This is a genomic window from Endozoicomonas sp. 8E (genome assembly GCF_032883915.1).
Lineage (GTDB): Bacteria > Pseudomonadota > Gammaproteobacteria > Pseudomonadales > Endozoicomonadaceae > Endozoicomonas_A.
This window is the reverse complement of record NZ_CP120717.1, coordinates 6,533,154-6,557,293: the sequence shown is the minus strand read 5'-3', so window position 1 is coordinate 6,557,293 and position 24,140 is coordinate 6,533,154. Positions and strand designations below refer to the sequence as shown.

Annotated in this window: 25 protein-coding genes; 11 read left to right on the top strand and 14 right to left on the bottom strand. The window is 45.3% G+C overall.

What is annotated here, in order from left to right; genetic code table 11:
- Window positions 1-3: 3 nt before the first annotated feature.
- From P6910_RS23125 to P6910_RS23110, 4 genes are all read right to left on the bottom strand, one after another.
- The gene (locus tag P6910_RS23125) at window positions 4-1,512 is read right to left on the bottom strand and encodes a YifB family Mg chelatase-like AAA ATPase (protein ID WP_317143610.1); all 1,509 of its coding nucleotides are present in this window, start codon (window positions 1,510-1,512) and stop codon (window positions 4-6) included.
- Between the two features lie 145 nt (window positions 1,513-1,657).
- Window positions 1,658-2,410: a hypothetical protein gene (locus P6910_RS23120; RefSeq protein ID WP_317143609.1), complete on the bottom strand. Its 753-nt coding sequence runs from the start codon at window positions 2,408-2,410 to the stop codon at window positions 1,658-1,660.
- Between the two features lie 90 nt (window positions 2,411-2,500).
- Window positions 2,501-2,902 (bottom strand): DUF2541 family protein, encoded by a 402-nt coding sequence (locus tag P6910_RS23115; RefSeq protein WP_317143608.1) that lies wholly within the window; start codon window positions 2,900-2,902, stop codon window positions 2,501-2,503.
- 295 nt (window positions 2,903-3,197) lie between these two features.
- Window positions 3,198-3,461, bottom strand: a complete 264-nt coding sequence (locus P6910_RS23110) for an accessory factor UbiK family protein (protein WP_317143607.1) — start codon at window positions 3,459-3,461, stop codon at window positions 3,198-3,200.
- A gap of 117 nt (window positions 3,462-3,578) precedes the next feature.
- Here P6910_RS23110 and P6910_RS23105 point away from each other — a divergent pair, with 117 nt between their 5' ends.
- From P6910_RS23105 to P6910_RS23075, 7 genes are all read left to right on the top strand, one after another.
- Complete coding sequence (locus P6910_RS23105) at window positions 3,579-4,043, top strand: hypothetical protein (protein ID WP_317143606.1); 465 nt, start codon at window positions 3,579-3,581, stop codon at window positions 4,041-4,043.
- A 265-nt stretch (window positions 4,044-4,308) separates the two neighbouring features.
- On the top strand, window positions 4,309-4,647 hold the full coding sequence (gene glnK, locus P6910_RS23100) for a P-II family nitrogen regulator (protein WP_317143605.1): 339 nt from the start codon (window positions 4,309-4,311) through the stop codon (window positions 4,645-4,647).
- A gap of 232 nt (window positions 4,648-4,879) precedes the next feature.
- Window positions 4,880-6,130, top strand: coding sequence for an ammonium transporter (locus tag P6910_RS23095; RefSeq protein ID WP_317143604.1), 1,251 nt, complete (start codon window positions 4,880-4,882; stop codon window positions 6,128-6,130).
- 134 nt (window positions 6,131-6,264) lie between these two features.
- On the top strand, window positions 6,265-6,936 hold the full coding sequence (locus P6910_RS26980; RefSeq protein ID WP_410493852.1) for a TnsA endonuclease N-terminal domain-containing protein: 672 nt from the start codon (window positions 6,265-6,267) through the stop codon (window positions 6,934-6,936).
- Window positions 6,911-8,917 carry a transposase family protein gene (locus tag P6910_RS23085; RefSeq protein ID WP_317143602.1) on the top strand — a complete coding sequence of 669 codons (2,007 nt, stop codon included), beginning with the start codon at window positions 6,911-6,913 and terminating at the stop codon, window positions 8,915-8,917. The genes P6910_RS26980 and P6910_RS23085 overlap by 26 nt, the downstream gene beginning before the upstream one ends.
- Entirely contained in the window at window positions 8,917-9,927 is a 1,011-nt protein-coding gene (locus tag P6910_RS23080; RefSeq protein ID WP_317143601.1) for a TniB family NTP-binding protein, read from the top strand. The genes P6910_RS23085 and P6910_RS23080 overlap by 1 nt, the downstream gene beginning before the upstream one ends.
- Window positions 9,928-10,095: 168 nt before the next feature.
- The gene (locus tag P6910_RS23075) at window positions 10,096-10,266 is read left to right on the top strand and encodes a hypothetical protein (protein WP_317143600.1); all 171 of its coding nucleotides are present in this window, start codon (window positions 10,096-10,098) and stop codon (window positions 10,264-10,266) included.
- A 314-nt stretch (window positions 10,267-10,580) separates the two neighbouring features.
- On the opposite strand, the gene P6910_RS23070 is transcribed toward P6910_RS23075, so the two are convergent.
- The 5 genes from P6910_RS23070 to P6910_RS23050 all read right to left on the bottom strand — a co-directional run bounded on the left by P6910_RS23070 (window position 10,581) and on the right by P6910_RS23050 (window position 13,435).
- Complete coding sequence (locus P6910_RS23070; RefSeq protein ID WP_317143599.1) at window positions 10,581-11,216, bottom strand: LysE family translocator; 636 nt, start codon at window positions 11,214-11,216, stop codon at window positions 10,581-10,583.
- A 34-nt stretch (window positions 11,217-11,250) separates the two neighbouring features.
- Window positions 11,251-12,420, bottom strand: a complete 1,170-nt coding sequence (locus tag P6910_RS23065) for a JmjC domain-containing protein (protein WP_317143598.1) — start codon at window positions 12,418-12,420, stop codon at window positions 11,251-11,253.
- Between the two features lies 1 nt (window position 12,421).
- The gene (locus P6910_RS23060) at window positions 12,422-12,709 is read right to left on the bottom strand and encodes a hypothetical protein (protein WP_317143597.1); all 288 of its coding nucleotides are present in this window, start codon (window positions 12,707-12,709) and stop codon (window positions 12,422-12,424) included.
- 12 nt (window positions 12,710-12,721) lie between these two features.
- On the bottom strand, window positions 12,722-13,180 hold the full coding sequence (locus P6910_RS23055) for a hypothetical protein (protein ID WP_317143596.1): 459 nt from the start codon (window positions 13,178-13,180) through the stop codon (window positions 12,722-12,724).
- 84 nt (window positions 13,181-13,264) lie between these two features.
- Window positions 13,265-13,435, bottom strand: a complete 171-nt coding sequence (locus P6910_RS23050; protein ID WP_317143595.1) for a hypothetical protein — start codon at window positions 13,433-13,435, stop codon at window positions 13,265-13,267.
- Window positions 13,436-13,844: 409 nt separating this feature from the next.
- Between P6910_RS23050 and P6910_RS23045 the strand changes: the two genes are divergently transcribed.
- The 3 genes from P6910_RS23045 to P6910_RS23035 all read left to right on the top strand — a co-directional run bounded on the left by P6910_RS23045 (window position 13,845) and on the right by P6910_RS23035 (window position 16,987).
- The gene (locus P6910_RS23045) at window positions 13,845-15,077 is read left to right on the top strand and encodes a TniQ family protein (RefSeq protein ID WP_317143594.1); all 1,233 of its coding nucleotides are present in this window, start codon (window positions 13,845-13,847) and stop codon (window positions 15,075-15,077) included.
- A 2-nt stretch (window positions 15,078-15,079) separates the two neighbouring features.
- Window positions 15,080-15,991 (top strand): hypothetical protein, encoded by a 912-nt coding sequence (locus P6910_RS23040; protein ID WP_317143593.1) that lies wholly within the window; start codon window positions 15,080-15,082, stop codon window positions 15,989-15,991.
- Between the two features lie 235 nt (window positions 15,992-16,226).
- Window positions 16,227-16,987 (top strand): IS5 family transposase gene (locus P6910_RS23035; RefSeq protein WP_317143592.1). Its coding sequence is split into 2 segments (ribosomal slippage): window positions 16,227-16,551 and window positions 16,551-16,987, totalling 762 coding nucleotides; the frame shifts between segments, so codons are not numbered across the junction.
- 64 nt (window positions 16,988-17,051) lie between these two features.
- Here P6910_RS23035 and P6910_RS23030 read toward each other — a convergent pair.
- From P6910_RS23030 to P6910_RS23015, 5 genes are read right to left on the bottom strand one after another with little or no spacing between them, the layout of a single operon-like run.
- Window positions 17,052-17,489 carry a hypothetical protein gene (locus P6910_RS23030; RefSeq protein ID WP_317143591.1) on the bottom strand — a complete coding sequence of 146 codons (438 nt, stop codon included), beginning with the start codon at window positions 17,487-17,489 and terminating at the stop codon, window positions 17,052-17,054.
- A gap of 50 nt (window positions 17,490-17,539) precedes the next feature.
- On the bottom strand, window positions 17,540-18,703 hold the full coding sequence (locus tag P6910_RS23025; RefSeq protein WP_317143590.1) for an RNA-guided endonuclease TnpB family protein: 1,164 nt from the start codon (window positions 18,701-18,703) through the stop codon (window positions 17,540-17,542).
- A gap of 11 nt (window positions 18,704-18,714) precedes the next feature.
- Entirely contained in the window at window positions 18,715-18,993 is a 279-nt protein-coding gene (locus P6910_RS26975; RefSeq protein ID WP_410493948.1) for an IS607 family transposase, read from the bottom strand.
- Window positions 18,994-19,042: 49 nt separating this feature from the next.
- Complete coding sequence (locus tag P6910_RS23020) at window positions 19,043-19,489, bottom strand: hypothetical protein (protein ID WP_317143589.1); 447 nt, start codon at window positions 19,487-19,489, stop codon at window positions 19,043-19,045.
- Between the two features lie 16 nt (window positions 19,490-19,505).
- Window positions 19,506-19,721, bottom strand: a complete 216-nt coding sequence (locus tag P6910_RS23015) for a hypothetical protein (protein WP_317143588.1) — start codon at window positions 19,719-19,721, stop codon at window positions 19,506-19,508.
- A gap of 493 nt (window positions 19,722-20,214) precedes the next feature.
- On the opposite strand from P6910_RS23015, the gene P6910_RS23010 reads away from it, so the two are divergent.
- Complete coding sequence (locus P6910_RS23010; protein WP_317143587.1) at window positions 20,215-24,036, top strand: hypothetical protein; 3,822 nt, start codon at window positions 20,215-20,217, stop codon at window positions 24,034-24,036.
- The last annotated feature ends 104 nt before the right edge of the window (window positions 24,037-24,140 follow it).

Here is a 24,140-nt window from a genome sequence, read left to right as displayed (position 1 = left end):
CGGTTAACCCGGTTCACGATCCAGCTTCCTGTAATGCACCGCTTCAGCAAGATGTTTTTGTTGAATGTCTTTTTCCTCAAGATCCGCCAGAGTTCGGGCTACTCTCAGTATTCGGTGTACGGCTCTGGCGGAGTAACCCAGTTTGTCACACAGCCGGGTCATGAAATCCTGTTCTTTTTTATTCAGTGAACAGTATTCATTCATCTCGCTGGCAGACAAACGGGCGTTGAGTTTCCCCTGCCTGCGCTGCTGGATAGACCTTGCCTTAATCACCTGCTGACGTATTTTTTCAGTTGACAGGTTTTCATCTTCAGGCGGGTTTTCAAAAAGTCGCTCCGTTTTCTGACTGGAGACCTCTATCTGTAAGTCAATGCGATCCAGTAAAGGGCCTGACAGTTTTCGTTTATAACGCCTGACCTGCTCTGCAGAACACTGGCAGGCTTTCTGTGGATCGCCAAGATATCCACAGGGGCAGGGGTTCATAGCGGCAATTAACTGAAAGCCGGCAGGGAAGCTGGCCTGACCTTTGGCCCGGGAAATAACCACTTCGCGGGTTTCCAGGGGTTCTCTCAGTACTTCCAGGGCTACCTTTTGAAACTCCGGCAGTTCATCCAGGAACAGAACACCGTTGTGCGCAAAGGAAATCTCTCCTGGTCGGGGTTGGCTGCCTCCACCCACCAGGGCGACGGCTGAAGCGGTATGATGGGGGTTGCGAAAGGGTCGCTGCTTCCATGAAGGGGGCTGGCTATAGGAAGACAAAGTATGTATGGCGGCCACTTCCAGAGCTTCCTGGTCATTCATCTCGGGAAGAATCCCGGGCAGGCGACTGGCCAGCATGGTTTTGCCGGTTCCCGGAGGGCCGTAGAAAATCAGATGGTGAGCACCAGCGGCGGCCGTCATCAGACCCCGTTTAGCCTGTTGTTGCCCCCTTACATCCAGCAGATCAGGATAATCGACAGGGGATTCATTCCTGTTGCAGATGGCTTCTGTAAGATGTTGATTACCGGTGAGATGAGCGCAGACTCCCAGCAGGTTTTCTGCCCCCAACACTCTGGCATCGGGGCAAAGGGCTGCCGCTTGTGCATTCATCTGGGGCAGCAGCAGTGTGTGAGCCGATTGGCTGCAGGCTATGGATGCTGGCAATGAGCCGGTGATCGGTCTCAGTGCGCCCGACAGGGCCAGCTCACCAAGAAACTCGTAACCTGCCAGAGACTCAGGTTTAAGCTGGCCCGATGCCGCCAGAATACCCAGAGCGATAGGCAGATCAAAGCGACCGCCTTCTTTGGGAAGATCAGCGGGTGCCAGATTCACGGTAATACGGGAAACCGGAAACTCAAAGCCACTGTTGAGGATGGCACTTCTTACCCTGTCTTTGCTTTCACGAACAGCGGCTTCCGGAAGACCGACCATATTCAGAGCTGGCAGACCTGCCGACAAATGGACTTCAACCGATACCGCAGGTGCGTCCAGTCCGGTTTTGGCGCGGGTTTGAACAACAGCGAGCCGCGACATAAACACTCCCTTCTTTTTGTGCTTGTTTTTGTTGTTTTGGCACACCGCAATGGAATGCCTTTGCAAAGCTGAAGGGTTCAGAATAGCAGTGATTCAGGGATTTGCTGGCAGAAGTGTCCGGCCAGCAGGCTGGCCGGTGCAGAGGTCAGTTGATGATTTTCCAGGAACCGTCTTCCTGCAGGCAGGCCTGTCCCCAGGCATCCTCGGTTTGACCACCTACCGTAATGGACTGTTGAAATTCACGGCAAACCAGACCGCTGGAGGCACTTTTGCCTTCTTTGGTAGTAACAACATAGCCGGAAGCATCGCCTTCATCCCAGATGATCTTTTCACCGACCGGCGCTGAAGTGGCTTTGATCTGGGCTTCTTCGTGAGCACGCTGCGCCGCTTCATTGATGTTGTCGAGAATTTTCAGCGTGATGGCGGTAAACGCCAGCCATTTATAGGCGTCATTGTCATCGTGGTAATGGCCATAGCCGTAGTATGAGTTACCATAGTTTCTTACCACAACAATATTGTTTCTGATCACCCTTTTTCTTGGGGCTACAACAACCAGGTTGTTCTTGATGACCTTTGGACCATCCCAGCGATTATGACGGTGGTCTTGACGATCGTCCCTTCTGTCTTCTCTATTATCCTGGCGGTCGTCGCGACGCTCTTCACGATTATCCTGACGGTCGTCACGGCTTTCTTCACGATTATCTTGACGATCGTCGCGGCGCTCTTCACGATTATCTTGACGATCGTCGCGGCGCTCTTCACGATTATCTTGACGATCGTCACGGCGCTCTTCACGGATTTCATCCCGGTCATTATTGCCCGGGCTTGCATGGACCACCGTTGAGCCCGTTGAAAAGGTGGTAACTAAAACTAAAAACGTAAACAGTCGTTTTATCATATGGGTTCTCTCCAGAGAGGTCTGAAGCTAAATGGCTCCAGACCCGGAAGCTTTACAATCGTTCAGCTGCCACTTCTCGATTGTCTGTCATCAGGCAGACTTACCCATGAGCAGAACGTTGGCCTGAGCGCGTCCGGTTCCTTCGGTGTCGTAGTAGAATCTGACTTTTTCAATGGCCCTTGCTTTACCGGGCAGATCAATGACGCGAGAGCTGCCGCCTTTTCTGACTTTGCTGCGGATGGCTACTTCACGGCTTTGACCGTTCTCGTAGTGAACGATCACTTTGTCGAAATCCACGTCAGCCCCTTTGACCTTGAATTGAATACGCTTGAAAGCACCGTCTCTCAGACCAACACGGATGGTGTCTACTTCTGCACGACGACTGACTTTCTTTTCGCCCAGCAGTTCCCAGCCAGCGGCTGAAGCGGTCTGTGCAAAGCCAGACATCAGCATGGTCATCAGCAGAGTAAACATTGAAAGTGCGCGTTTCATAGTGATTGTTCTCCTGAGATTTTCACTATTTGTCCTTGAGGCCATTCTGTCTTTGTTGGGATATGGCCCTTGCCACCCCATGATATTGAGGCGGCCGCCTTAATTTGTAGAGCAATGCTATAGCGAAGAAAGTAGTATCTCTATAGGGATAACTACCGAGGGGGATAATCGTGGTTGTTACTTAAGTTATTGATTTTAAAGTTTTTCTCAAATAGTAAAAAATGTCAGTGAAGAGTAAAAACGGGCAGGGCAGGGCGTGGGTCAGCCGTTCTCAGGGCAAGAACGGCCAATGACATCAACAGCAGGAGTCAGACGGTTCCGCTTTTTCCAATTCGGCCACTTTCTTTTCAAGGGCTTCCAGTCTTTCACGGGTGTGCTTCAGAACGGCGACTTGGGCATCAAACTCGTCACGGTTGACCAGTTCAAATTTGGCCAGAGCACTGCTCACCATTGCCTTGATGTTGTGCTCAATATCTTCCCGGGTTTGGCTTTTCTGCCCACCCAGAACCTGTCCTGCTTTGCCGGCAATACTACCGATAAGGGAGGCTTTGTCGATCATCGATTATTCCTGCAATTGCTGTGATTAAAAACCGTTGGTGATGATACCACAAGCAGCTATTTCGCCGTGTCTGCTTTTATGTGCTAAATTATTGGTTGCTCCATGAATAGTGACCCGATGAGTTCATGGATTTGGCTTATGCCGAAGACTCAAATCAAACCTGTATCTGCCCTCGGCTGGTTCTCTCTGTCTGCGAGTTTTATCGTCTCAAACAGTCTCAACGCTGCGGATAACGGAGACGACCCTTACGCCACGTCAACCGAAGATTTCTCGGTGCGAGCAATCAAAAATGGTTACAGTTTGTCTGATACACGACGGTTGCAAGGCCGGACATATTCGCTACAAACCGAAAGCGCTTACGATTGGGAAAATAGTCAATGGAATATTTCGGTAAATGCTGTGCTGTCAAAAATAGTACGCATAGGCCAGCTATCGGTGAGCATCGCAGGTGGTGTGCGTTATTGGGATGATGCGCCAGAACGGGGCGCTGAAGATTGGGGCTTACGTTTTGCAGTTACGGCAATGTTGTCCAAGCAGTTAGCAGGCTTTGTCTCAGAGGCAGATGATGATCCATTGCACTAAAGAAATGCGCGATTTGAGTGCAGGAGGTGTGAGAGGCGGGCTTTTTTGGTGCGTACAATTTAACGAGTGAACTGGAATGGGCCTTTTTCACTCCAGAAGCCCTTTTGACAGGTTGTTTTCAAAATTTGGCACAGTGTCTGCATATAAGCCACCAAACTCAGTTGGAAATTAGATCAGCTGAATACTTGGGGCTGGGAGCGCGGATCACAATAACAATGTCCGGATTTTCCCTGTTGGCCAACAGGATTCACTCAGGAGAGCTTTTATGAAGTTGGTATCAGCCATCATTAAGCCATTCAAACTGGACGACGTGCGAGAGGCTTTGTCCGAGATTGGTGTTCAGGGTATCACTGTCACCGAAGTTAAGGGGTTCGGTCGACAGAAAGGACATACTGAGCTCTATCGTGGAGCTGAATATGTGGTTGATTTTCTGCCCAAGGTCAAGCTGGAGGTCGGCATTGCAGATGACCTGCTGGATCAGGTGATCGAAGCCATTTCTTCGGCTGCCAACACAGGCAAGATTGGTGACGGAAAGATCTTCGTTACTAATCTGGAGCAGGCGATTCGGATCAGAACTAACGAAACTGGCGAAGACGCTATTTGATTTACAGAGCAGCAAGAGACCATAGTCAGGAAGCTCATGGTTCTCAGGGTGCATGCACAACAATAAACAAGCTTTGTCGTTTGCTTCAGATACACTAAAAGCATCAGACGGCATTCGCAAAAATAAAAATGGCTAATGTGGAAACAGTTTTCGAGTCAAGGAGGCTGTTTCCAGGGCACAAACGCCGTAGCAAAAGACTACTTATCTGCTGAACTTTTTTGGGAGGAGCCCTGTGGAAAATCTGGCTCAAGTGTCGTACGCACTCGATACTTTCTACTTTCTTATGTCCGGTGCGCTGGTAATGTGGATGGCAGCTGGTTTTGCCATGCTCGAAGCCGGCCTGGTCCGTTCTAAAAACACGGTTGAAATTCTTACTAAAAATATCGCCCTGTTTGCAATTGCCTGTACCATGTATCTGCTCTGTGGTTACGCCATTATGTATCCTGGAACCAATGAAGGCGGTATCCTGCCGGTCCTTGGTTCTCTGATTGGTAATGAAAACACGGTTGCAGCGGTAACTGCCGGTGGTGATGATGCGCCCTACTACTCTGCACGTTCAGACTTCTTCTTCCAGGTGGTCTTTGTTGCGACTGCAATGTCCATCGTTTCCGGTGCAGTTGCAGAGCGCATGAAGCTCTGGTCTTTCCTGCTGTTTGCGGTCTTCATGACTGGCTTCATTTATCCCGTACAGGGCTTCTGGAAATGGGGTGGTGGGTTCCTGAACGAAGCTAACTTCCAGGACTTTGCAGGTTCCGGTGTTGTCCACATGGCCGGTGCTGCTGCCGCTCTGGCAGGTGTGCTGCTGTTGGGTGCTCGCAAAGGCAAATACGGTAAAGACGGCGCTGTTAATGCGATCCCTGGTGCCAACCTGCCTCTCGCTACTCTGGGTACCTTTATTCTGTGGCTGGGATGGTTCGGCTTCAATGGGGGTTCTCAGCTGAAACTGTCTGATGTTGAAAATGCGAACGCTGTCGCCCAGATCTTTGTCAACACTAACGCTGGTGCTGCTGGCGGTGTCATTGCTGCCCTGATCGTAGCTCGTATCCTGTTCGGTAAGGCTGACCTGACCATGGCTCTGAACGGTGCTCTGGCCGGTCTGGTATCCATCACGGCTGAGCCGCTGACACCAAGCGCTGTATCTGCCACTCTGATCGGTGGTGTCGGTGGTGCTCTGGTTGTCTTTGCCATTCTGGCTCTGGACAAGCTGCGCATCGACGACCCAGTGGGTGCCATTTCTGTACACGGTGTTGTAGGTATCTGGGGTCTGCTGGCAGTGCCTCTGACCAACGACGGTGCAACTTTCGGTGCCCAGTTGTTAGGTATCGCCTCCATCTTCGCCTGGGTATTCATCGCTTCCCTGATCGTCTGGGCTGTTATCAAACAGATAATCGGTCTGCGTATCACTGAAGAAGAAGAGTATGAAGGTGCTGACCTGACCGAATGTGGTATGGAAGCTTATCCTGAGTTTATGGGTAAACAGTGATAGGATGCAGGTGATTAAAAAAAGTTGTCGCCGTGTGTGTTGATACTTCCATAACGTGACATAAAACGTTTAGGAATGACATAAAACGACGACTTTGACAAAACAGACCCCGGCAACAATACTTCTGGTGTTGTATGACCGGGGTCTTTTTTATGTATCGTAGAAAACTCGGAAAATCCAAGGTTAACAATATTCATCGTTTCGTTAGCCTCAAGAACCCTTCAACGATCCTCACTGAATCAGCGCTCGAATTTGATAGTTGTTACCCTCTTGAATACAGCTCAAAGGTACTCTCCTATGAGTCCCAGCCTGAGGGTTATGAGTATGTTTTTGAAGGTCGCATTTGCAGATATACCCCTGATTTTCTGTCTCGAATGATAGGAGGTGAAAGACCATATATAGAGGTTAAACCAGAGAGAGTTGCCAGGCGGAAAGATTTTCTGGAGCGTTTTCATTGCATGAAGGCTGCTGCAGAACGTTCAGGCACTCAGCTCTTGTTGTGGACTGAAGAGTATATCCGGAGACAGCCTTACCTAAATAATCTGAAAATACTGCACAGGTATAGGACTGGTGGTGTTCTAGCATCAGAACAAAGAAAAATAATTGAAATAGTGAGATCAAACGAAGAACAGCAACTAAGTCTTCAGGATCATGCTGTTCTGTCTGATATGGAGCTACCTTATTTTCTTCCGCTGGCATATGACCTTCTTGCCAGAAACGAGTTGACCACTGACTTAGATACTTCTCCCTTGACCAAAGACTCTGTAGTGAGAATATGCCATGACCATCGTCCAGCGTTTCACTGAAGGAACTGTGTTTAAGTTTTTTCCAGAGGAGGAAACGCAAGTTGAAAAACTTTTTCGAGTGGAGAATCGCAATGAAAAGGAGCTTGCTCTAAGAGATCTTTTGCAAAGTGGTGAGGTTCTCAAAAAAAGCATAGAAGAGATTGAAACCAGTCTGGCTGCTGGAAGAGTTGAGTTTGTGATCAATAGTCCAGAAAGCTTGGAAGAGGATTCTTTATCTGAAGATTTAGCCAGCTTACCCAAAAAGCAAAGAGAAGAAGTACTACGAAGATTCAAATATGTCAGTAAATTGCGAAAATCTGTTGATTCTTGGACAGAGAAATCACTTTCTCCATTAATTCCTAAGATTGCCAGAGAGCTGAATGACTCAAAACCTCCTGGTTGGAGAACTCTCGCACGCTGGAATGCTGCGTACAGTTCCAATGGTCAAACAGTGAAAGCATTATTTACGGATTATATTAAGCAGGGAAATCATACCAGCAGACTACCAGAGGAAGTTGAGGATTTCATAAAGCAGGCAATAGAAACATACAAGACCAAAGAACGTATATCGATTCAGGAAGCGTGGGATAACCTTGATGGTTATATAACAAAGGCGAACAAGCAAAGATCTGAAGATGAAAAACTCAAAACACCTTGCTATGACATATTCCGAAAACGTATAAAAGCTGAGCCGCCCTATGAATTGATGATGGCAAGAGAAGGAAAGAGAAAGGCTGATATTGAGTTTTCTTCTACAGGTAAGTCCTTGAACCTAGAAAGGGTTTTACAACGAGTAGAAGTCGATCATACGAAGCTTGATGTCTTTGTTGTTGATGATGAGAACTTCCTACCTCTTGGACGTCCCTGGCTGACTACTTCCATAGATGCTTTGTCTCGCTCTATTACTGGCTTCTATATAGGCTTTCATCCACCGAGCTTTTTGTCTCTTATAAAGCTGCTCAAGTCGATAATTATTCCCAAAAATTATATTAGTGAAAAATATCCGGAGATACAGAATCCATGGATTTGCTCTGGTGTGCCAGAGCTGTTTGTTTTTGATAATGGAAAAGAGTTTTGGTCAAAAGACCTTGAGGTTGTTCTGGCAGAGTTAAACATCCAGACCCAATATAATCCTGTACAAAAGCCGTGGCTGAAAGGGAAGGTTGAGAGGTTATATGGAACCATCAATAAACAATTGTTGATTGATCTACCTGGTAAAACCTTCTGCAATATCCTTGAGCGAGGTGACTATGACCCAGCCAAAAATGCCGTAATAACTTTTACTACCTTCACAGAAATTCTATATACCTGGGTAGTGGATATTTATCAGCAGCAACCAGTAGCGAAAGGAACCATTATTCCTGACCTTGCCTGGAAGGAAGCTATCCTTGATTTCCCTCCTCGGCATGTAGATCCAAAAAGACTGGATGTTATCTTAGGTCGAACCAAGTACAGCAAGTTGCGTCGTGGTGGTGTTCAGTATTCAAATCTTCGATATGACTCAGATGAACTGGCTATGTTGAGAGGCAGAATCGGTAGCGGTACGGTCATGTACAAAGTTGACCCTGATGACCTTGGGTATATTCATGTGTTTAATGAATCGGAGCGGCGTTACTTGAAAGTACCTGCTGTCGATTTTGAATATGCTGATGGTCTCTCTGAATGGCAGCATAAGGTACATAAAAAGTACGCTCGGAAATATATTTGTGCGAAATACAGGCATGATGACGTTGTAGCGGCAAGAGACGCTATCAAAGAGTTGGTTCGAAAGGAGATTGAGCGTTGGGAAAGTCATGGAAGAACCGGAAAAAATAGTACGTCTGTCAGAGCTGCTAGGTATGCCAAAGTCGCAGACAACTCAACAGGCTCTTTGACAAGTGTAACCAAGGAGCCTGGAAATAATGCAGTGAGCTCCAATTCCAGTGATTCATCAGATCAAAAAGATGATTGGTATGTTCCTATTGACCGTTCAGCTTGGAGTTCTTCTGGAGGTGAAGAGTAATGGCGTTAGTACTGTCAGACTGGCAAAAAAAGAGAAGTGCTTACGTCAGAGACCTGCGAATCTGGATGGAGATTCATAACCTTGTTTTTAGTGACATGGAAGAATGTAAGGAGCTGGCAAAGTACGGGGGAGAACCACCATGCATGTTATGTTACGGAGACACTGGAGCAGGTAAGTCAGCACAAATCGAAAAATTTAGAAATGACCATAAGCGCTATGAGAAGGCGGATCGATCAATAATGCCTGTCGTATATTGTGTCTTGCCTACGAAACTGTCAGAGAGAGGCCTGTTGATCAAGATTCTAAAAGCCATTGGTCAGGAGATTGAAGATTACAAGGAACTGGATGAGGAGGATCTGCTGCAATTAATAGTTAAATATGTGGATCAGCTTGGTATTGAGCTTTTCATTATTGATGAAGCCCAGGGGTTTCTGGAACACGAAAGTAGAAAATTGGTATATGACGCTACAGAGTGCTTAAAAAGGCTAATCATTGAAACCAAAAGACCTTTTATCCTGTTTGGGATGCCTTGGTGCCTGCATGCCATTGAACAGAACTCCCAGTTAGCAAGTCGTTTTCTTCGTAGAAGATATCTGTCTCCATTTATCATCTCAGACAAACCAAAAAAGGCAATTTATCTCAACTTTCTGGATGAATTGGACGAGAAGCTTGGGTTTGAAGAAAAAGCGAATTTGAAGAGTCGAGAAATATCTCTTCGACTTTTTGTGGTGAGTCGTGGCAATTTGCGGGTTTTAAGGAATGTTATCGATCAAGCTGCATTCCTTGCAATCAAAGAAAGTACTCGACAAATTACTTACGACCATTTTCTGAAAGCATGTGAGGTATTCTTTCCAGAGGATAAAAATCCATTCCGTATGAAAGACCTTGATCAGATAGAATTTGTTGAGCTAGAGAAACCATCGTACTGGGATCAAAATGCAAAGAGAGGAGTAAATCCAGTTGTTGAGGAAACATTTACAGAAGTGAGAACTCTATCCGAGATATTATAGAGTCCACGTGTAGGTCAGGTTTTATCTGGCCTACACAAAAATAAAAAATTTTTCACCACCCACGCTGCCGCCAACTCCCCGCTTCTTTCGTAACCTCAACCTTGTCTCCAAAGCGAGACTCGAAACGCAACCTACGGTGGGTTGTGTAGAACGCTTGAGGGTTATCTCATGGCTAATAAGTCCAAGACCAGTGCTCCTATGACACCCAGTGCAGCGGCACGCATCCAGAGCAGTGAAGCTAAAGCAAATGGTGGAAAGGTTTCCAGTGGCAGTTTTGCTTCTCGTGCACAGTCTGCTGCAGCTAAGAATACAGGAAGTTCCAAAAAAGTAAGTAAATGAATATGGCAGGTGTATGAATGCACCTGCCTTCAAGGATGTTGATAATGCGAAAGTTCAGCAGTTGTAAAGAGATCGGCGCACTGGTCTCAAAGAAAGTCGACCAAGGCTGGTTATTTCAGAACGGTAAAAGGCATGGAAAGCTTATTTCCCCATTTGGCCCATTTCTTAGGGTACCATGCTCACCGAGTGACAAGAGAGCATTTCAGAATTTCAGACGTGACATGAAGGCCATTGAAAGGGAGTATCTATCGGCCTGCAAAATTGCTTTTACGTCAGAAAATGCATATAACTCATTGATTTTTAAAGACTTAATGCTAAACTCCAAGAATTAACACTTTGTATGAAAAAACGGACAGAATGCACCCTACACTGAACTGGATGACAAAGTTTGAGGTTTGTGAATTAGTAAATGAAATACTCTTCGATACAAATATTGTCATTAGGGAAAACCATAAAAAAGCGAAGATAGCATGAATAGTGACAAGACTATATAGCGTTGCAATATTGCTACCGTAGTAGCCTGAAAATTGTGGGAACACAGAAATATAAAACAACGAAACTTTAGGGTTTAAAGTATTAGTCAAGAGTCCTTCTGTTAAAGATAAGATGTATTTTCTCCTATAAAGGCACCGTCCTTTTTCGATGTTGTATCCATCACTCTTTAATTCTCTATATTTAATAGATGACATAAAAGCTTTAATCGCCAAATATGCAAGATATATAGCTCCTATAGTTTTTATTGCATTGAAGATCCCAGTAGAAGTCAATATAATTGCTGATAATCCGAATATAGATAAAGTACCGTGTATAAAAAATGCTGCTACTATTCCAAGCACATTATGATAACCATGCAATTTTCCATATTTTGAAACTGTTTTTATTATAAGTGCTCCATTAGGCCCTGGAGTAATTACCATTACTGATACCGCAAGAAAGAAAAATAAAAGCACTGGTGCATCCCCTATAGTTGTCTGGCGAAATAGATTATTTCAAATAGACGATCCCTGATTTGATTAGAGAATCAGCTATATTTAGTGCATCATCAGACTCAATATCACTAACCTTGAATACCTTCTTTTCGAGTAATAGTCGTTTAATAAATATATGCTCTTGATCTATAGTAATTTCACCTCCTATATAAAAAATCTTATTTTCATTCTCTGAAAAGAATAGGTTTTGGTCTTCGCATACAGTTAATATCGAATTATGATCAACAACCCTATTCATATCAGAGAATTCAAATGTCGAGTTTATTGATATTGTTCTTTGATGATCGTGAATATCTTTTATTAAACTAAGAGCTGCGTCAAGTAGAATTCTTTCTTCTGTTTTTTCAATACTGTTACATATGAACTCATTAAGAGAGTCAACTAAACGTGTTATTGATCCAGTGTCTTTCCCACTTAAGGTTTTTTTAATGTCGCTTAAAGTAACCGCTTTCCTTAAAAAGGAATGATTATTAACAGCCTGCTCCAGCATTGCATGCAATAAGTGTATCTTTCTGTACGGTGTTAGCGATATTGTGAGGTGAATAGAAGTATTATCACCTTCATTAAGGGCTTTATGAACACAACCTCTTGGCAAATAAAGAATACTCCCAGGAGTTAAAAACTCTGAGTGAAGTTCTATAATATCTTCGACATGTTGGTCATCGTAATCATTGTCCATTGGGTATAAGGTTGATTCTTTTTCAAAGAACCACTTCTTACAGCCTTTTATCTGAAGCACTATTACATCTTGAGTATCATAATGAGCTTTCAAACCTTGAGTGTTTGGAGGTGTAATATACATATTGCAATTTGATTTGCAAAAAAAACTATTTTCAAAATCCCTACAAAGTTTATAAAGGTCAATGTCTTTATTTTGTAAATCATTCACTACGATAGTATGACCAGATTGAAATGCCATCTCGATAATATTCATGCTAGGTGGTGTATTAATAAGCCTTTTATCTGGATCTTCACTTTTTGCTAAGCGTATATCACCCCATGAATCTGCATGATTTAAAAGAATATCCTTAATATTTATTTCAATGCAATCAAAGTAGCTGTTATTATCTCGCTTGAAAAAATAAGCTTCATTATCATAAAAAAGTTCTAAGAAGTCTTTTAGATCTATACTTTTGAATATCTTTTCAAAAATTGTTTTTTCCATATTATAAATCTATCTCTTCTCTATCTAATTCTTCTTTTGTTAGCTCGTTAAAGTCTCTCAGCCTATCCTCAAACATTTGATAAAAGAAATCCTTATTATTATCTCTTGATGCGTAATTCTCGAAGATTTCAGCAGAATATTTTATATGCCTAGCCTCATCTTTAATCAAAGAATCAGAAAATAACATTAACCTTTTAATATTAGTGTCTGGGGAATGCTGTATTAGTGCATCTCTAACCATATACTGAAGGACAAGTGCTCTAATTTCCGTTATATGAACCTGAATCAACTCATTGATTGACTAAATTTCAAATAACCTATCTGAATGATTGACTTTTTTTATTTCAGGGTGATTCTGTTTTGTGAACCTTGGTTGCATTTTATCTATTTTGGACGAAGTCTCTGAATCGATATCAAGCCCAGGAAAAGTTAAATGCAGCATAGATATGAACATTGTTGAATGCCTAGATTCATCTAGGGCATGCTGCCTAACTTTTTTGGCATACTCTTCATTATCAAGTTTATTCGAGAATTTCCATATTTGTTGAGCGCCATAGCCTTCCAAACAAGCATTTGCAACCATTTGGTTCGCAAACCACTCACCATCATTAGCAAGCTCTCTGTAAGCTCGAGAAAATTTATCTTTTGCAAAGATCGGGCTATTAATATCAAAAGAGTGTTTTAAAATCTTTTCGTACAATGGATACTTATTAGCACCTATACTTTTCAACTCCCTAATAACATTTTCAGCAAGCTTCATAGTCTTATCCTTATCGCCTAAAATGTGTCTGACAGAATGAACTGCTCCACTCGGCCAAACAGCTTACTTTATCAAAAATACAGCTTATTTTTTTGATTTAAACGCATGATTACGAATAGTGAATGCACTTGGGCTTTTTGTTTCAAATGCATGATTACGAATAGTAAATGCACTTGGATTTTTTGTTTCAAATGCATGATTACGAATAGTGAATGCACTGGGAGCATCGACATTAACATCTGCTTTAATTTTCATTTTATCATTCCTTTCAAGCTCATGGGTTGGCTACCTTATACTTCACAGGAAGCATGAGAAAATTTAATTGGATCGTCTGCGTAAGTCAATAATTTTTCAAAATAGGAAATGCCTTATATGAGTGCGAAAGTATGCTTTCAAATGGTGCAAAGGCTTTAGCTTTTTGATTTTTCTTAAAAAATATTGTCTCTATGTTTACCCTGTATTTGTAGTTTAATTATTTCAGGTAAGTTCAGCTAATTTTTAGTAGATTTATGCCTTCACATGCAAGAGTGTTACTGTGTCAGTTCAAATTTTAAAGCGTAAGTCAGATGATTGCAGCACAATCCATAGAAGCGCAGGAAAATGCCACTCCGTGTGGAGAATTAGCCGCTATATTGATGCTCAGAATTCCTGAGTAATGGTGCTTATGTTTCTGATCCGCCCAGACCCTGAATACGACGAATCTCTGGAGAGCTATATTATCCGGCTCGCCGAAGAAAACCATTTCAGGGTAAAGAAGCTTTTCCCCCATTTAGGGAAGCTCCTGCAAAAGCAACATGGCAAGTTGGCAGGGGCAATGCCCACAGACCTTGGCTCTTTCAATCTCTATCACGCCAACACTTCCTCAAGTAAACGCTACTGGGCGTTGAGCTTGCTATCTGATTTGTGCTGCAAAGAACACCTGCCTTTTCTGGAGCTGTCGGTACTCAAAACAGATCGGCTGTTTGCGGGGCATCACTCTTCACTGTACTGGAAAGGGCTTGATATTCCCAAGGTGTTTTTTCGATCAGAGAACATTCCTGTATGCCCTCAATGTTTAAAAGAGAAATCTTATATCCCAACTTTTTGGCATATCTCTCTGGTGCGAGCTTGTCCCAGGCATGGTACCGCGCTTGTTTTTAAATGTCCTCAGTGCGGGGTGGGTGCCGATTATATACGAGACGCAGCAGTCCACTCTTGCCGGTGTGGCTTTGATTTAATCTCGGCAAAAACTGAAATTGGGAATCCTCAGTTGGTGAAGTTGGCGGAACGGGTCTACGGGTACAAGACAAAAAGCAAAGGAGACAATCTTCTGTACAGTGCTTCAACGACGGAAGCCGTTTTTGGAGCAGTGCTGTGGTTTATGCTGTGGGCTGATGATTCTGGCGGACCATCTGTGGATGAAGACGACGTTCTGCTTCGGTGCATTGATTTCTTTGATGACTGGCCGCGCAAGCTATACGTCCGGCTGGATCAGCTGGCTCAGGGCGGACTTGAGTATTCTGTGCGATCGATGCAAGAAACTGCATTTCGCTCTATTTTTGGTTCGTTGCTGAGAGTAAGCCGTTATTTGCCAGATAGTCGGCTGGCGACCAACGACATTCTCAAGTTCGTATTTTCCTTTTTTGACCGGGCTATTTTTCAGGAGGGGCATCCCTATGCTGAAATCGGCCAAACCCTGCTGGATGGTTTTGAGGCCTTTGTGATTTTAGGGATTAATACTCGGCATCTGGCACGGCTGATTGAAGAGGGGATGCTGCATCCGTATAGGCTGCAAAAAGACAAGCAACTCATAAGCCCTGAACAGCCGTTATTCAGATTGAATGACGTTTTTGTCCTATGGTGCGTGAGCTTTCAGTCAGGAGAATCCAACCGCAGCCTCTATCTTTCAAGGTGGTGATAATGGTGAAACTGAGTGATCTGCTGGAGGGTAAGGACAGTCAGGAGCGTAACATCAGAATCAAGCATGCCTTTTTCTCTGATGTTCCTGTGGTGATTGATGGAAGTATTGCTCAGGCTCTGATCATTCTGGCAAATTTGACACGATCAATGGGTGACAAGACGGATTTGTTTGATGAAATGGCAGCAAAGGAGCTCTTCAAAAGTGAGCACTGGCATAAAGGCATACTTGCAACCGCGCCATGGGTGGTTACCCATTACTTTAAGGATCCAAACAGTCGTGCCTCTGGTTGCGCCCGATGGTTCCCTGAACACTATGGCGAGGACGGCCAGAAGCATTTGGGATATTCCCATAACAGCAACAAAGTATCGAAGAGCCATTTCCTGGCGACGGAGTTTTTCTGGCATAACCGAGTGACCTCGCTTTTTGAACAGTTCTCGAACGAGAGGGGCAGCCCGTTTATTCAAAAGCTTATCACCCTTGGGTTTCCGGAGAAGCGAGTTCAACCACTACAGGATGCTTGTCGAGGGGGAATGTATAACACTCTACCTGATTTTGTGAGTCCAAACAGTGTGGTGGTCTCTTTTCCCGATGGAGATGGAAATTATATCGCTGTTACCCCGTTGGTTGAGGTTGGTTTTCAGAGATGGATACACAACCTGGTGAGGCATACGGACATTCGTTGTCGTCCGTTATTCTATGCGTGGCCCTTTCAAGTCAGCAGTTTTTTGGCGACTTGCGGAGGGAAACTGTATTGCCTCTATTACCCGCCAAGGCTGGATAAACGTGATCTCAGCCTCGAATCCATACTGGATAAGTGGCGATCTAAAAAACATGTGTTCAATGATCGGGCTATTTTTCGTAAGGGAAATTTGAGCTTTCTTCTGCAGTTGATCTCACAGGCAGATTGTTGAAACGGAAAGGCAGAGACAGGAACGACTGAGTAATGAAAGGAACAAGTTAGCACAGGTCATTGAAGAACTTTTTTCATTCCTTTTTATCTTGAGGACTCACTATTTGGCAGGTCAGAGCCAGATTTCCAGAGTTCTAGGGGGTGTTCTTATCCAACCGACCGAACAGATAAAAACATCAGCAACCTGACCGGAAAGACACCTAAAAGTGATCTAGAGTATGGCATTTAGGTTTGCTATGACTCGCACAGTACTCAAAGATGAACAATGGGATCGGATCAAAGACATGCTTCCCGGTAAAGTCTCTGACCCCGGACCAACAGCTGACAACAGGTTATTCATTGAGTCGATTCTCTGGCTTGCTCGTACCGGAGCACCTTGGAGAGACATGCCTGAAGAGTTCGGTGATTGGCACAATATATACAACCGATTCAGTCGCTGGAGCTTGAAAGGAATATGGAATCAAGTCTTTGAAGAACTGAGTCAGGATTGTGATATGGAATACCTCATGGTTGACGGATCAATCACCCGTGTTCATCAACACGGTGCTCCAAAAAAACGGATAACAGTGCCGAAGCAGTTGGAAAATCAAGGGGAGGTTTAACAACCAAGATCCACGCTGCGACGGATGCACTTGGTAATCCTGTTCGCTTCATTCTCACAGCTGGACAAGCATCAGAGTACGGACAGGCAAATGCCCTGATAGAGGGGTTTTCAGCGGACTTCGTTCTTGCTGACAAGGGATATGACTCAAATGCATTCCTCCTCGAGGTCAAGAAGTCAGGTGCTGAAGCAGTGATTCCTCCAAAGCGAAATAGGATAGATCAGCGAAAATATGACAAAGAAATCTACAAGGAGCGAAATCTAATTGAGCGACTATTCCAAAAGCTCAAGAACTTTCGGCGAGTTGCAACTCGCTATGAACGCTTGGCACGCAATTATATGGGAATGCTTCAGATAGCAGCCATCATGATCTGGTTAGCATGGCAACGTCAGTAAATTGATCGTCTGGTTAGATAAGAACGCTCCCTAGCTTTTATTGGTTAATCAGTGAGCGGGACAACTATCCTATGACACAGCGGGCCATGGTCATATAGTTATCCACATCCATAACCAGTCCACCCATTTTTACCTCCCTGGGTATACCAAACCAGTATAAAGGTGTGACGCTAGTCATAAACAGGCCAAAACTGGGGGCACGGTATTGAACCATATCACTGGATTGTGCCGAAATCTGATCCTGAATATCATTTAAACCGAAGTAGCCGAATATGGTCGAGAACACAATATCCCCCACCAGATCGTGTTTGGTCATTCCTGTCAGATCTGATGCATCTACTCGGGACTTTGTTTCTTCTACTTTCTTCTGTAACTCAGTAGCCTGCTCTGCGGACATTCCCTGCAAATCCAACCCAATAGCCCGATACTCCCCCGCTACCGGTTTGTTATTCACAGTTATCCATCCATGTGTTGGTGAATACAGGCCCAGTGTACTGTACAACTCTGACTGCTACTAAAAATCTAACATAATCTGCAATTATTTAGACTTATCTACGCCGTCAACATGGATGCACGACGAATCGTGTCTAACTCCACTCTTGCGTAGGGTTTAGGGTCGAGCTGTAACCTGTCTCGACCATAATTATCAAGGTTAAAACTCGCACTGTAATCCCTATCATGCAGAGTTTTACATTTTGGACACCGCCACTCACGATCAGACAGAGTAAGATTGTCATTTACGTAGTCGCAAGTATGAACTGCACATTTCTTCGAGCTGGGAAAGAACCGATCTGCAATCACAACCTGACATCCTCGCAGCTCTGCCTTGTATTCAACCAGTTCTCTCAGCTTACCGAAACCTGCGTCACTGATTGCTCTTGCCAGTTTGCGGTTTTTTACCATGCCTTTGACATTCAGATTTTCGAGGGTGATTATTTTGAATCTTGACGTCAGATAATCACTTACCTCATGTAGTACGGCTGATCGCTGGTTACTTATCCGGTAATGCAGTTTGGCAACCGCTCGCTTGGCTTTCACATAGCGGTTGCTTCCCTTTGTTTTGCGGCTTAACGCCCTCTGTTTCCTGTTAAGGCGTTTCAGAGAGCCTTTCAGTTTCTGATTAGCAGCAAAGGTTTTGCCATTCGAACAAATAGCTAAACCTTTGATGCCAAAATCAACGCCTACAGACTCACGGCTTTGTGCTTTTGGGTCGTAATCCTGAGTGTCTACCAAAATAGAAACGAAATACTTTCCGGCTCGCTTACTGATCGTCACCTGACAGGGTGTTCCTGTGAATCTCAGCTCTTGGCGCATCTTGATGCGGGTTTTCAGTTTCTCAATGCGAAGTGTTCTGCCATCAACATCGAACTTGGGTTTTTCTCTGAGAGAAAAGCTGTCGTGTAGTCCTCGCTTCTTGAATCTTGGATAACCTGCTTTTTCTCCTTTCTTCACCCGACGAAAGAAGTGAGTAAAGGCGTCATGAAGATCGTCGATTGTGTTCCTGGTCACACGTTGGCTGACTTCGGCATACCAGGGAAACTCAAGCCTGAGTTCTTGGTATTTTTCATTCGCAGCCTTCTTTGACCATTTAACGCCTTCTTGATTGAAATGGGCTAACAGTTGATTGAACGCATGACGACGAGAACCACAAGCTCTATCAAGATAATCGGCTTGTTGTTTTGTCGGTCTGAGTTCAATCTTGTGAGCTAACAACATCTCGCAAAGTCTCAAGCATTTTTTCGTATAACCTGAGTTCGCCAACCTTTTTCAGAACAGCAGGCTTCCAGTAACTCTTGCTGCCTGTCTAAGTCTGGCTTTTGGTCGTGACCGGATACTCTGCAATAGCAAAGCGTAGGCGCAGCTTCGTTACTGTAGCCCATCAATTCAGACACGTCGTAGTAACGAGCTCCGCCTTTGGTCTTTCTGGCAGGAAGCAGCTCACCTGTGCTTTCCGATTTTCGTAGTGTTACTGGTTCTGTACCATGTAAACGAGCTGCCTCACCTATCTTCAGTAATCACTTATCAATGCTTGAGATTTTATAAGATAGTTTTGGATTATAATAGATTTCTGCGAACTGTTTTTAACCCCATTTTCCCTGCTCCGGCAGTGAGTTCTACCTCACCATCCAGAGTGAATTCAGCCGTCATATCGATCAGGTAGCCGGGCAGAGTATCCGGCAGTTGTGATGGGTCTATCGGGCTGCCATCGTCGTTTGGCTGAGGCAGGTAGCTTTCAATAATCGCTTCGTCTTCTTCTGTGCTGGGACGGAAGGACAGGGCCAGTTTTTTAGCGGCCAGCTTGACGGTGGGCTGTTCAAAGTTAAACAGGCTGACATCCCCATCCGGGTTGCCATAGAGTTGGGTTTGTAGCTGGTACTTGAATTTGTGTCGCAGTTTTTCTGGTACTTCTGCAAAGCGTTCGCTGGTGACCAACACTTTATAGGGCAGGCCTGCCGACAGAGGAGTCGGTGGCTTTACCTTGACTACCTGTAAGCCCAGCACTTCACCTACTGTTGCATCAGAATTCTGGTTTGGTTATGTAGTCCTGCAACTGCTGTTCTATGGTCGTCTGGGGCAGGTTCTGTACAAAACCCTGCTTTTCATTAATGGTTGAATTGGCTTGAATCTCATCCAGCAGAGCCTGGGCATCAAAGGGTACCTGTTCCTGCAGGTTCATACCTTGAGTGAATTCATACTGCTTAAAGCTGGCATCCATATGTGCATATTCTGACATAAAACGTTTAGCGATGACATAAAGCGACAACTCTGACAAACAAGACCTCGGCAACAATACTTCAGGTATTGTGTGACCGAGGTCTTTTTTTATGTGCCGGAGAACACTTGATCTGAGACAGTATAAAAGTAACGCTGGATTAAACTGCTTCTGTCTACTCATATTTTTCAGAACTCACATACCCGTTAGAACTGTGTTGACGCGTCTGACTATAATCAATTTCAATATATTCAAACACTGCCTGACGCATCTTCTGCCCCATTCATCATAGGCGTACAAAGCTGCATTTCTACTTTCAAAGAATGAAAGTAGCTTTCAACGCAAGCATTATTTCAGCAATCAACTTTACGACTCTTACTTTGCTCTCATTCGTTTTTGTAGAGGATGTTTGTAAAGGTTTTTAAACCATACTGGCTTCCTCGACCACGAAGTGAAGTGTCTATTGACAGAACTCTGGAGAATGGCAATGGGTATTGCAAAGAGCTGTTCTATTGTGAGTTTGGTTATCTTATTGGCAGCAAGCTGTATGCAGGCAGTTGCTCAAACGGCTGTTACTGCCCGGCCAACAATGCAACCTCAACTGATCCATGAGATTAATATAGATCCGAATATGTTGCCGGTAACGGCCGCTCCAACACCCACAGGAGGCGTTGTCCCACCAAGACATTGTGGGCCCCACAGGGTTATGAGTGTCTCATGGAATAAGAACAGTACGCTCATGGCTGTGGGAATGGGTTCCGGCAGCGCTGGTCCCAAATGCCCTTTTTCAGGCCCCGTACAAATCTTTGATATGAGTGACCCGGCGAGGCCCAGACTGCTGCATACCCTGCACGATTTTAAAGACTGGGTGAGGACTGTTGCCTTCAACCACGACGGCACCCGGCTGGCAGTCGGGGGGGATGATAAAAAGGTCAGGATTTATGACCCAGTGTCCCCGTCCACCCCTCTTGCCACCCTGTCCGAGGCGACAGGCCCCATTCGCAGCGTTAAATACAATCACGGCGGCACTCAGCTGGCAGTGGGTGGGCAAGATCAAAAGGTCAGGATTTATGACCCAAGGGACCTGACCATTCGCCCGACCATTCTGACCGATTCACGAGGTTGGGTAATGGACATTGACTACAACCACGACGACACCGAACTGGCAATGGTATCAAGAGACTACAGGCTCAGGGTTTATGACCCGAGGGATCTATCCATTGCCCCACAAGCTGTGATCCCTTGGCTTGGTCAAATGCGGAGCGTTAAATTCAACCAGGACGGGACGCTGCTGGCAATTGGGGGAAGTGATCTTCATAAAAAGGAAAAAAGGGTTGGGGTTTATGACACAAAGAACCTGGCCAGCACGAAGTATACTCTGTGGGGGGCGACAAACACGGTCATGAGCATTGACTTCAATCACCACAATACCCGACTCGCCGCCGGGTCGGCTGATCAGAAGGTCAGGATATATGACATGTTGAATCTACCTGGCGTTTTGTACACCCTCTCTGATGCGACAGATGTTGTACGGAGCGTTAAATACAACCACGACGGCACCCTGCTGGCAGTCGGGGCGGAAGATGGAAAGGTGAGGATTTATCAGGTCCCTACAGGAGCGCCAGCGACAACATCGTCATCTGCGCGTCCCTCAACCAGTCAACTCACCACTGCTACGCCATCTGCACGTCCCTCAACCGGTAAACCTACCACTGCTTCTACAACCATTTCGAGATCTCCATCAGGAAATTCAACGCTGACCAGACATTCATCGTCGTATACAATCCAGCCAACAACGTCTGGTATTACAAGCTTGCGCCCTCTATTGATCCATGTGATTAGTATAGATCCGAACGTGTTGCCGGTAACCACCGCTCCAACACCCACAGGAGGCGTTGTCCCACCAAGATATTGTGGGCCCCACAGGGTTATGAGTGTCTCATGGAATATGAACAGTATGCTCATGGCTGTGGGAATGGGTTCCGGCACTGTTGATCCCGGATGCCCTTTTTCAGGCCCCGTACAAATCTTTGATATGAGTGACCCGGCGAGGCCCAGACTGCTGCATACCCTGCACGATTTTAAAGACTGGGTGAGGTCTGTTGCCTTCAACCACGACGGCACCCGGCTGGCAGTCGGGGGGAATGATAAAAAGGTCAGGATTTATGACCCAGTGTCCCCGTCCACCCCCCTTGCTACCCTGTCTGATGCGGCAGGAGAGGTACGCAGCGTTAAATACAATCACGACGGCACCCAGCTGGCAGTGGGTGGGCAAGATCAAAAGGTCAGGATTTATAACCCGAATGACCTGTCCATTTCCCCGCACATTCTGTCCGATGCAAAGGAATGGGTAATGAGCGTTGACTACAACCACGACGGCACCCAGCTGGCAGTGGGAGGGAGAGATAAAAAGGTCAGGGTTTATGATCTGGGGGATCTGTCCATTTCCCCATTCATCCTTGACGATTCAAATGGTCAGGTACGGAGCGTTAAATACAACCACGACGGCACTCAGCTGGCAACTGGGGGAAGTGATAATAAGATCTGGAATAGGGTCAGGATTTATAACCCGAATGACCTGTCCATTGCGCCGCGTGTTCTGTCCGATGCGAAAGACTGGATCATGAGCATCGACTTCAATCACGACGGCACCCAGCTCGCAGTTGGGTCGGGTGATCGAAGGGTCAGGATATATGACATGTCGAATACATCTGGCCTCCTGCACACCAAACTGCCCCCGCCCATTGCGTCCAAGGCGATAAATCCACTACGCCCCGTGTACATCATCTCTGATGCGAAAGACGATATACGGAGCGTTGACTATAATCACGACGGCACCCTGCTGGCAGTCGGGGGGAAAGATGAAAAGGTCAGGATTTATCGGATCGGTATAAGAGCATCAGCTACAACATCGTCATCTACACGTCTCTCAACCAGTAAACTAACCACTGCTTCTACAACCATTTCGGGATCTCCATCAGAAAATTCGACGCTGATCAGGCATTCATCGTCGTATACAGCCCTGCCTCACAATACAAAAGCGCCCAGCCTGCCGGGTAGTTGCCCGCAGCCAGAAGGAATACCCCTGTTTCAAGCGTATGATGCAAAAAATGAGAAGATATACGTTGTCATTCAGCCTGAGTCGCATACCAAAAAGGTTAATCTGGCACGTTATAAAGGCTCTGAACTGGATAAACAATTTGGTCTTTGCGGCATTGTGACTTACACAACCTCTGCCAGCAGTTTCAGAAGGTTGGCTTCCTATCAGTCTCTGGCTGGACAGGTTATTCACGAAACTACGGGTTCGCACCTTGACATTATTGCAACGCCAACGTCTGGAAAAACGGTTCTGTTGGAGTTTCCGTTAATTGTCGGCCAGGGATACAGGGCACGATTCAGCGTACACGACAAGGTATTTCCTGAAGGGGTTCAAATTAATGATACTGCTCATCATCAGGGGGTCATGTATTTAACAGGAAAAATCAATAACAAACTGTTGATGAGCAGTTATCATCAACAACGACTCACGTTTCCTGAAAAATGTTTTAAGAACGACGGGGAACGAGGACTTTTTTTGAGGGTTTCCCCAGATGGCAAGCACCTTTATGTAACAGGCATCAGTGGCGGTAAAAATGCGCCCTATCCTGTATTTATAAGACAGTTCGAAAAAAAACAACTCAATCCTGCTGTCTCTTTTGGATACAATGGCAAAGAGATAGTAATTGACACAAACATCGAAAGTGACAACAGTCTGCAGGACATTCTGATTCAAAAGAACCATGTTTATGTTGCCGCATTCAACCCTGCATCAGAGAAGCTCTCCATTCGCCGGTTCGCCACTGACAATGGACAAATGGATAGCGCTTTTATTATTGACGATACGATTCGTGTTTCTTCAGGCACATCTGGTACGTTTTTAACCGTTAGACTGGTGACTGCGAAAAATTGTTTGCACGCCATTATTTACAACAGTAATGGACAACTGACTGTCATTACTTATGAAAATCAGGTCAATGTCCATCATTTTGACACCGCATTCAAGATCCCGGCAACAAGGTCAATGCGCCCGGTTTTTGTGGGCAATAACGCCTATCTGGCAGTTGCAGACGCCGATATTGAGAAGGGTACCCGGCATGTCCGGATGCAGGTGATTTTTCTGTATCCTGAGAACCTGTCGCCTTCATTCCCTGAAGAATTCCCAGAGTGGTGTATTGGGCTTATTACAGTGGGTGTTGTGGCCCTGGTTGTTGCGGTTTCAGTCTTAGTCCTTAAGAAGTTCAAGAGGAAACCACCCGTTCCAGTAAGTGATGCCACGAATGCGTTCCAAGAGTTATGATCATGAATAACCACCAAACAGTCTGGCAACCAGATCAATCCGCTGATGATCCTCTGGGATTAGCGAGAAGACACCTGACATTCCTGTGCAGCGTATCAAAGCCC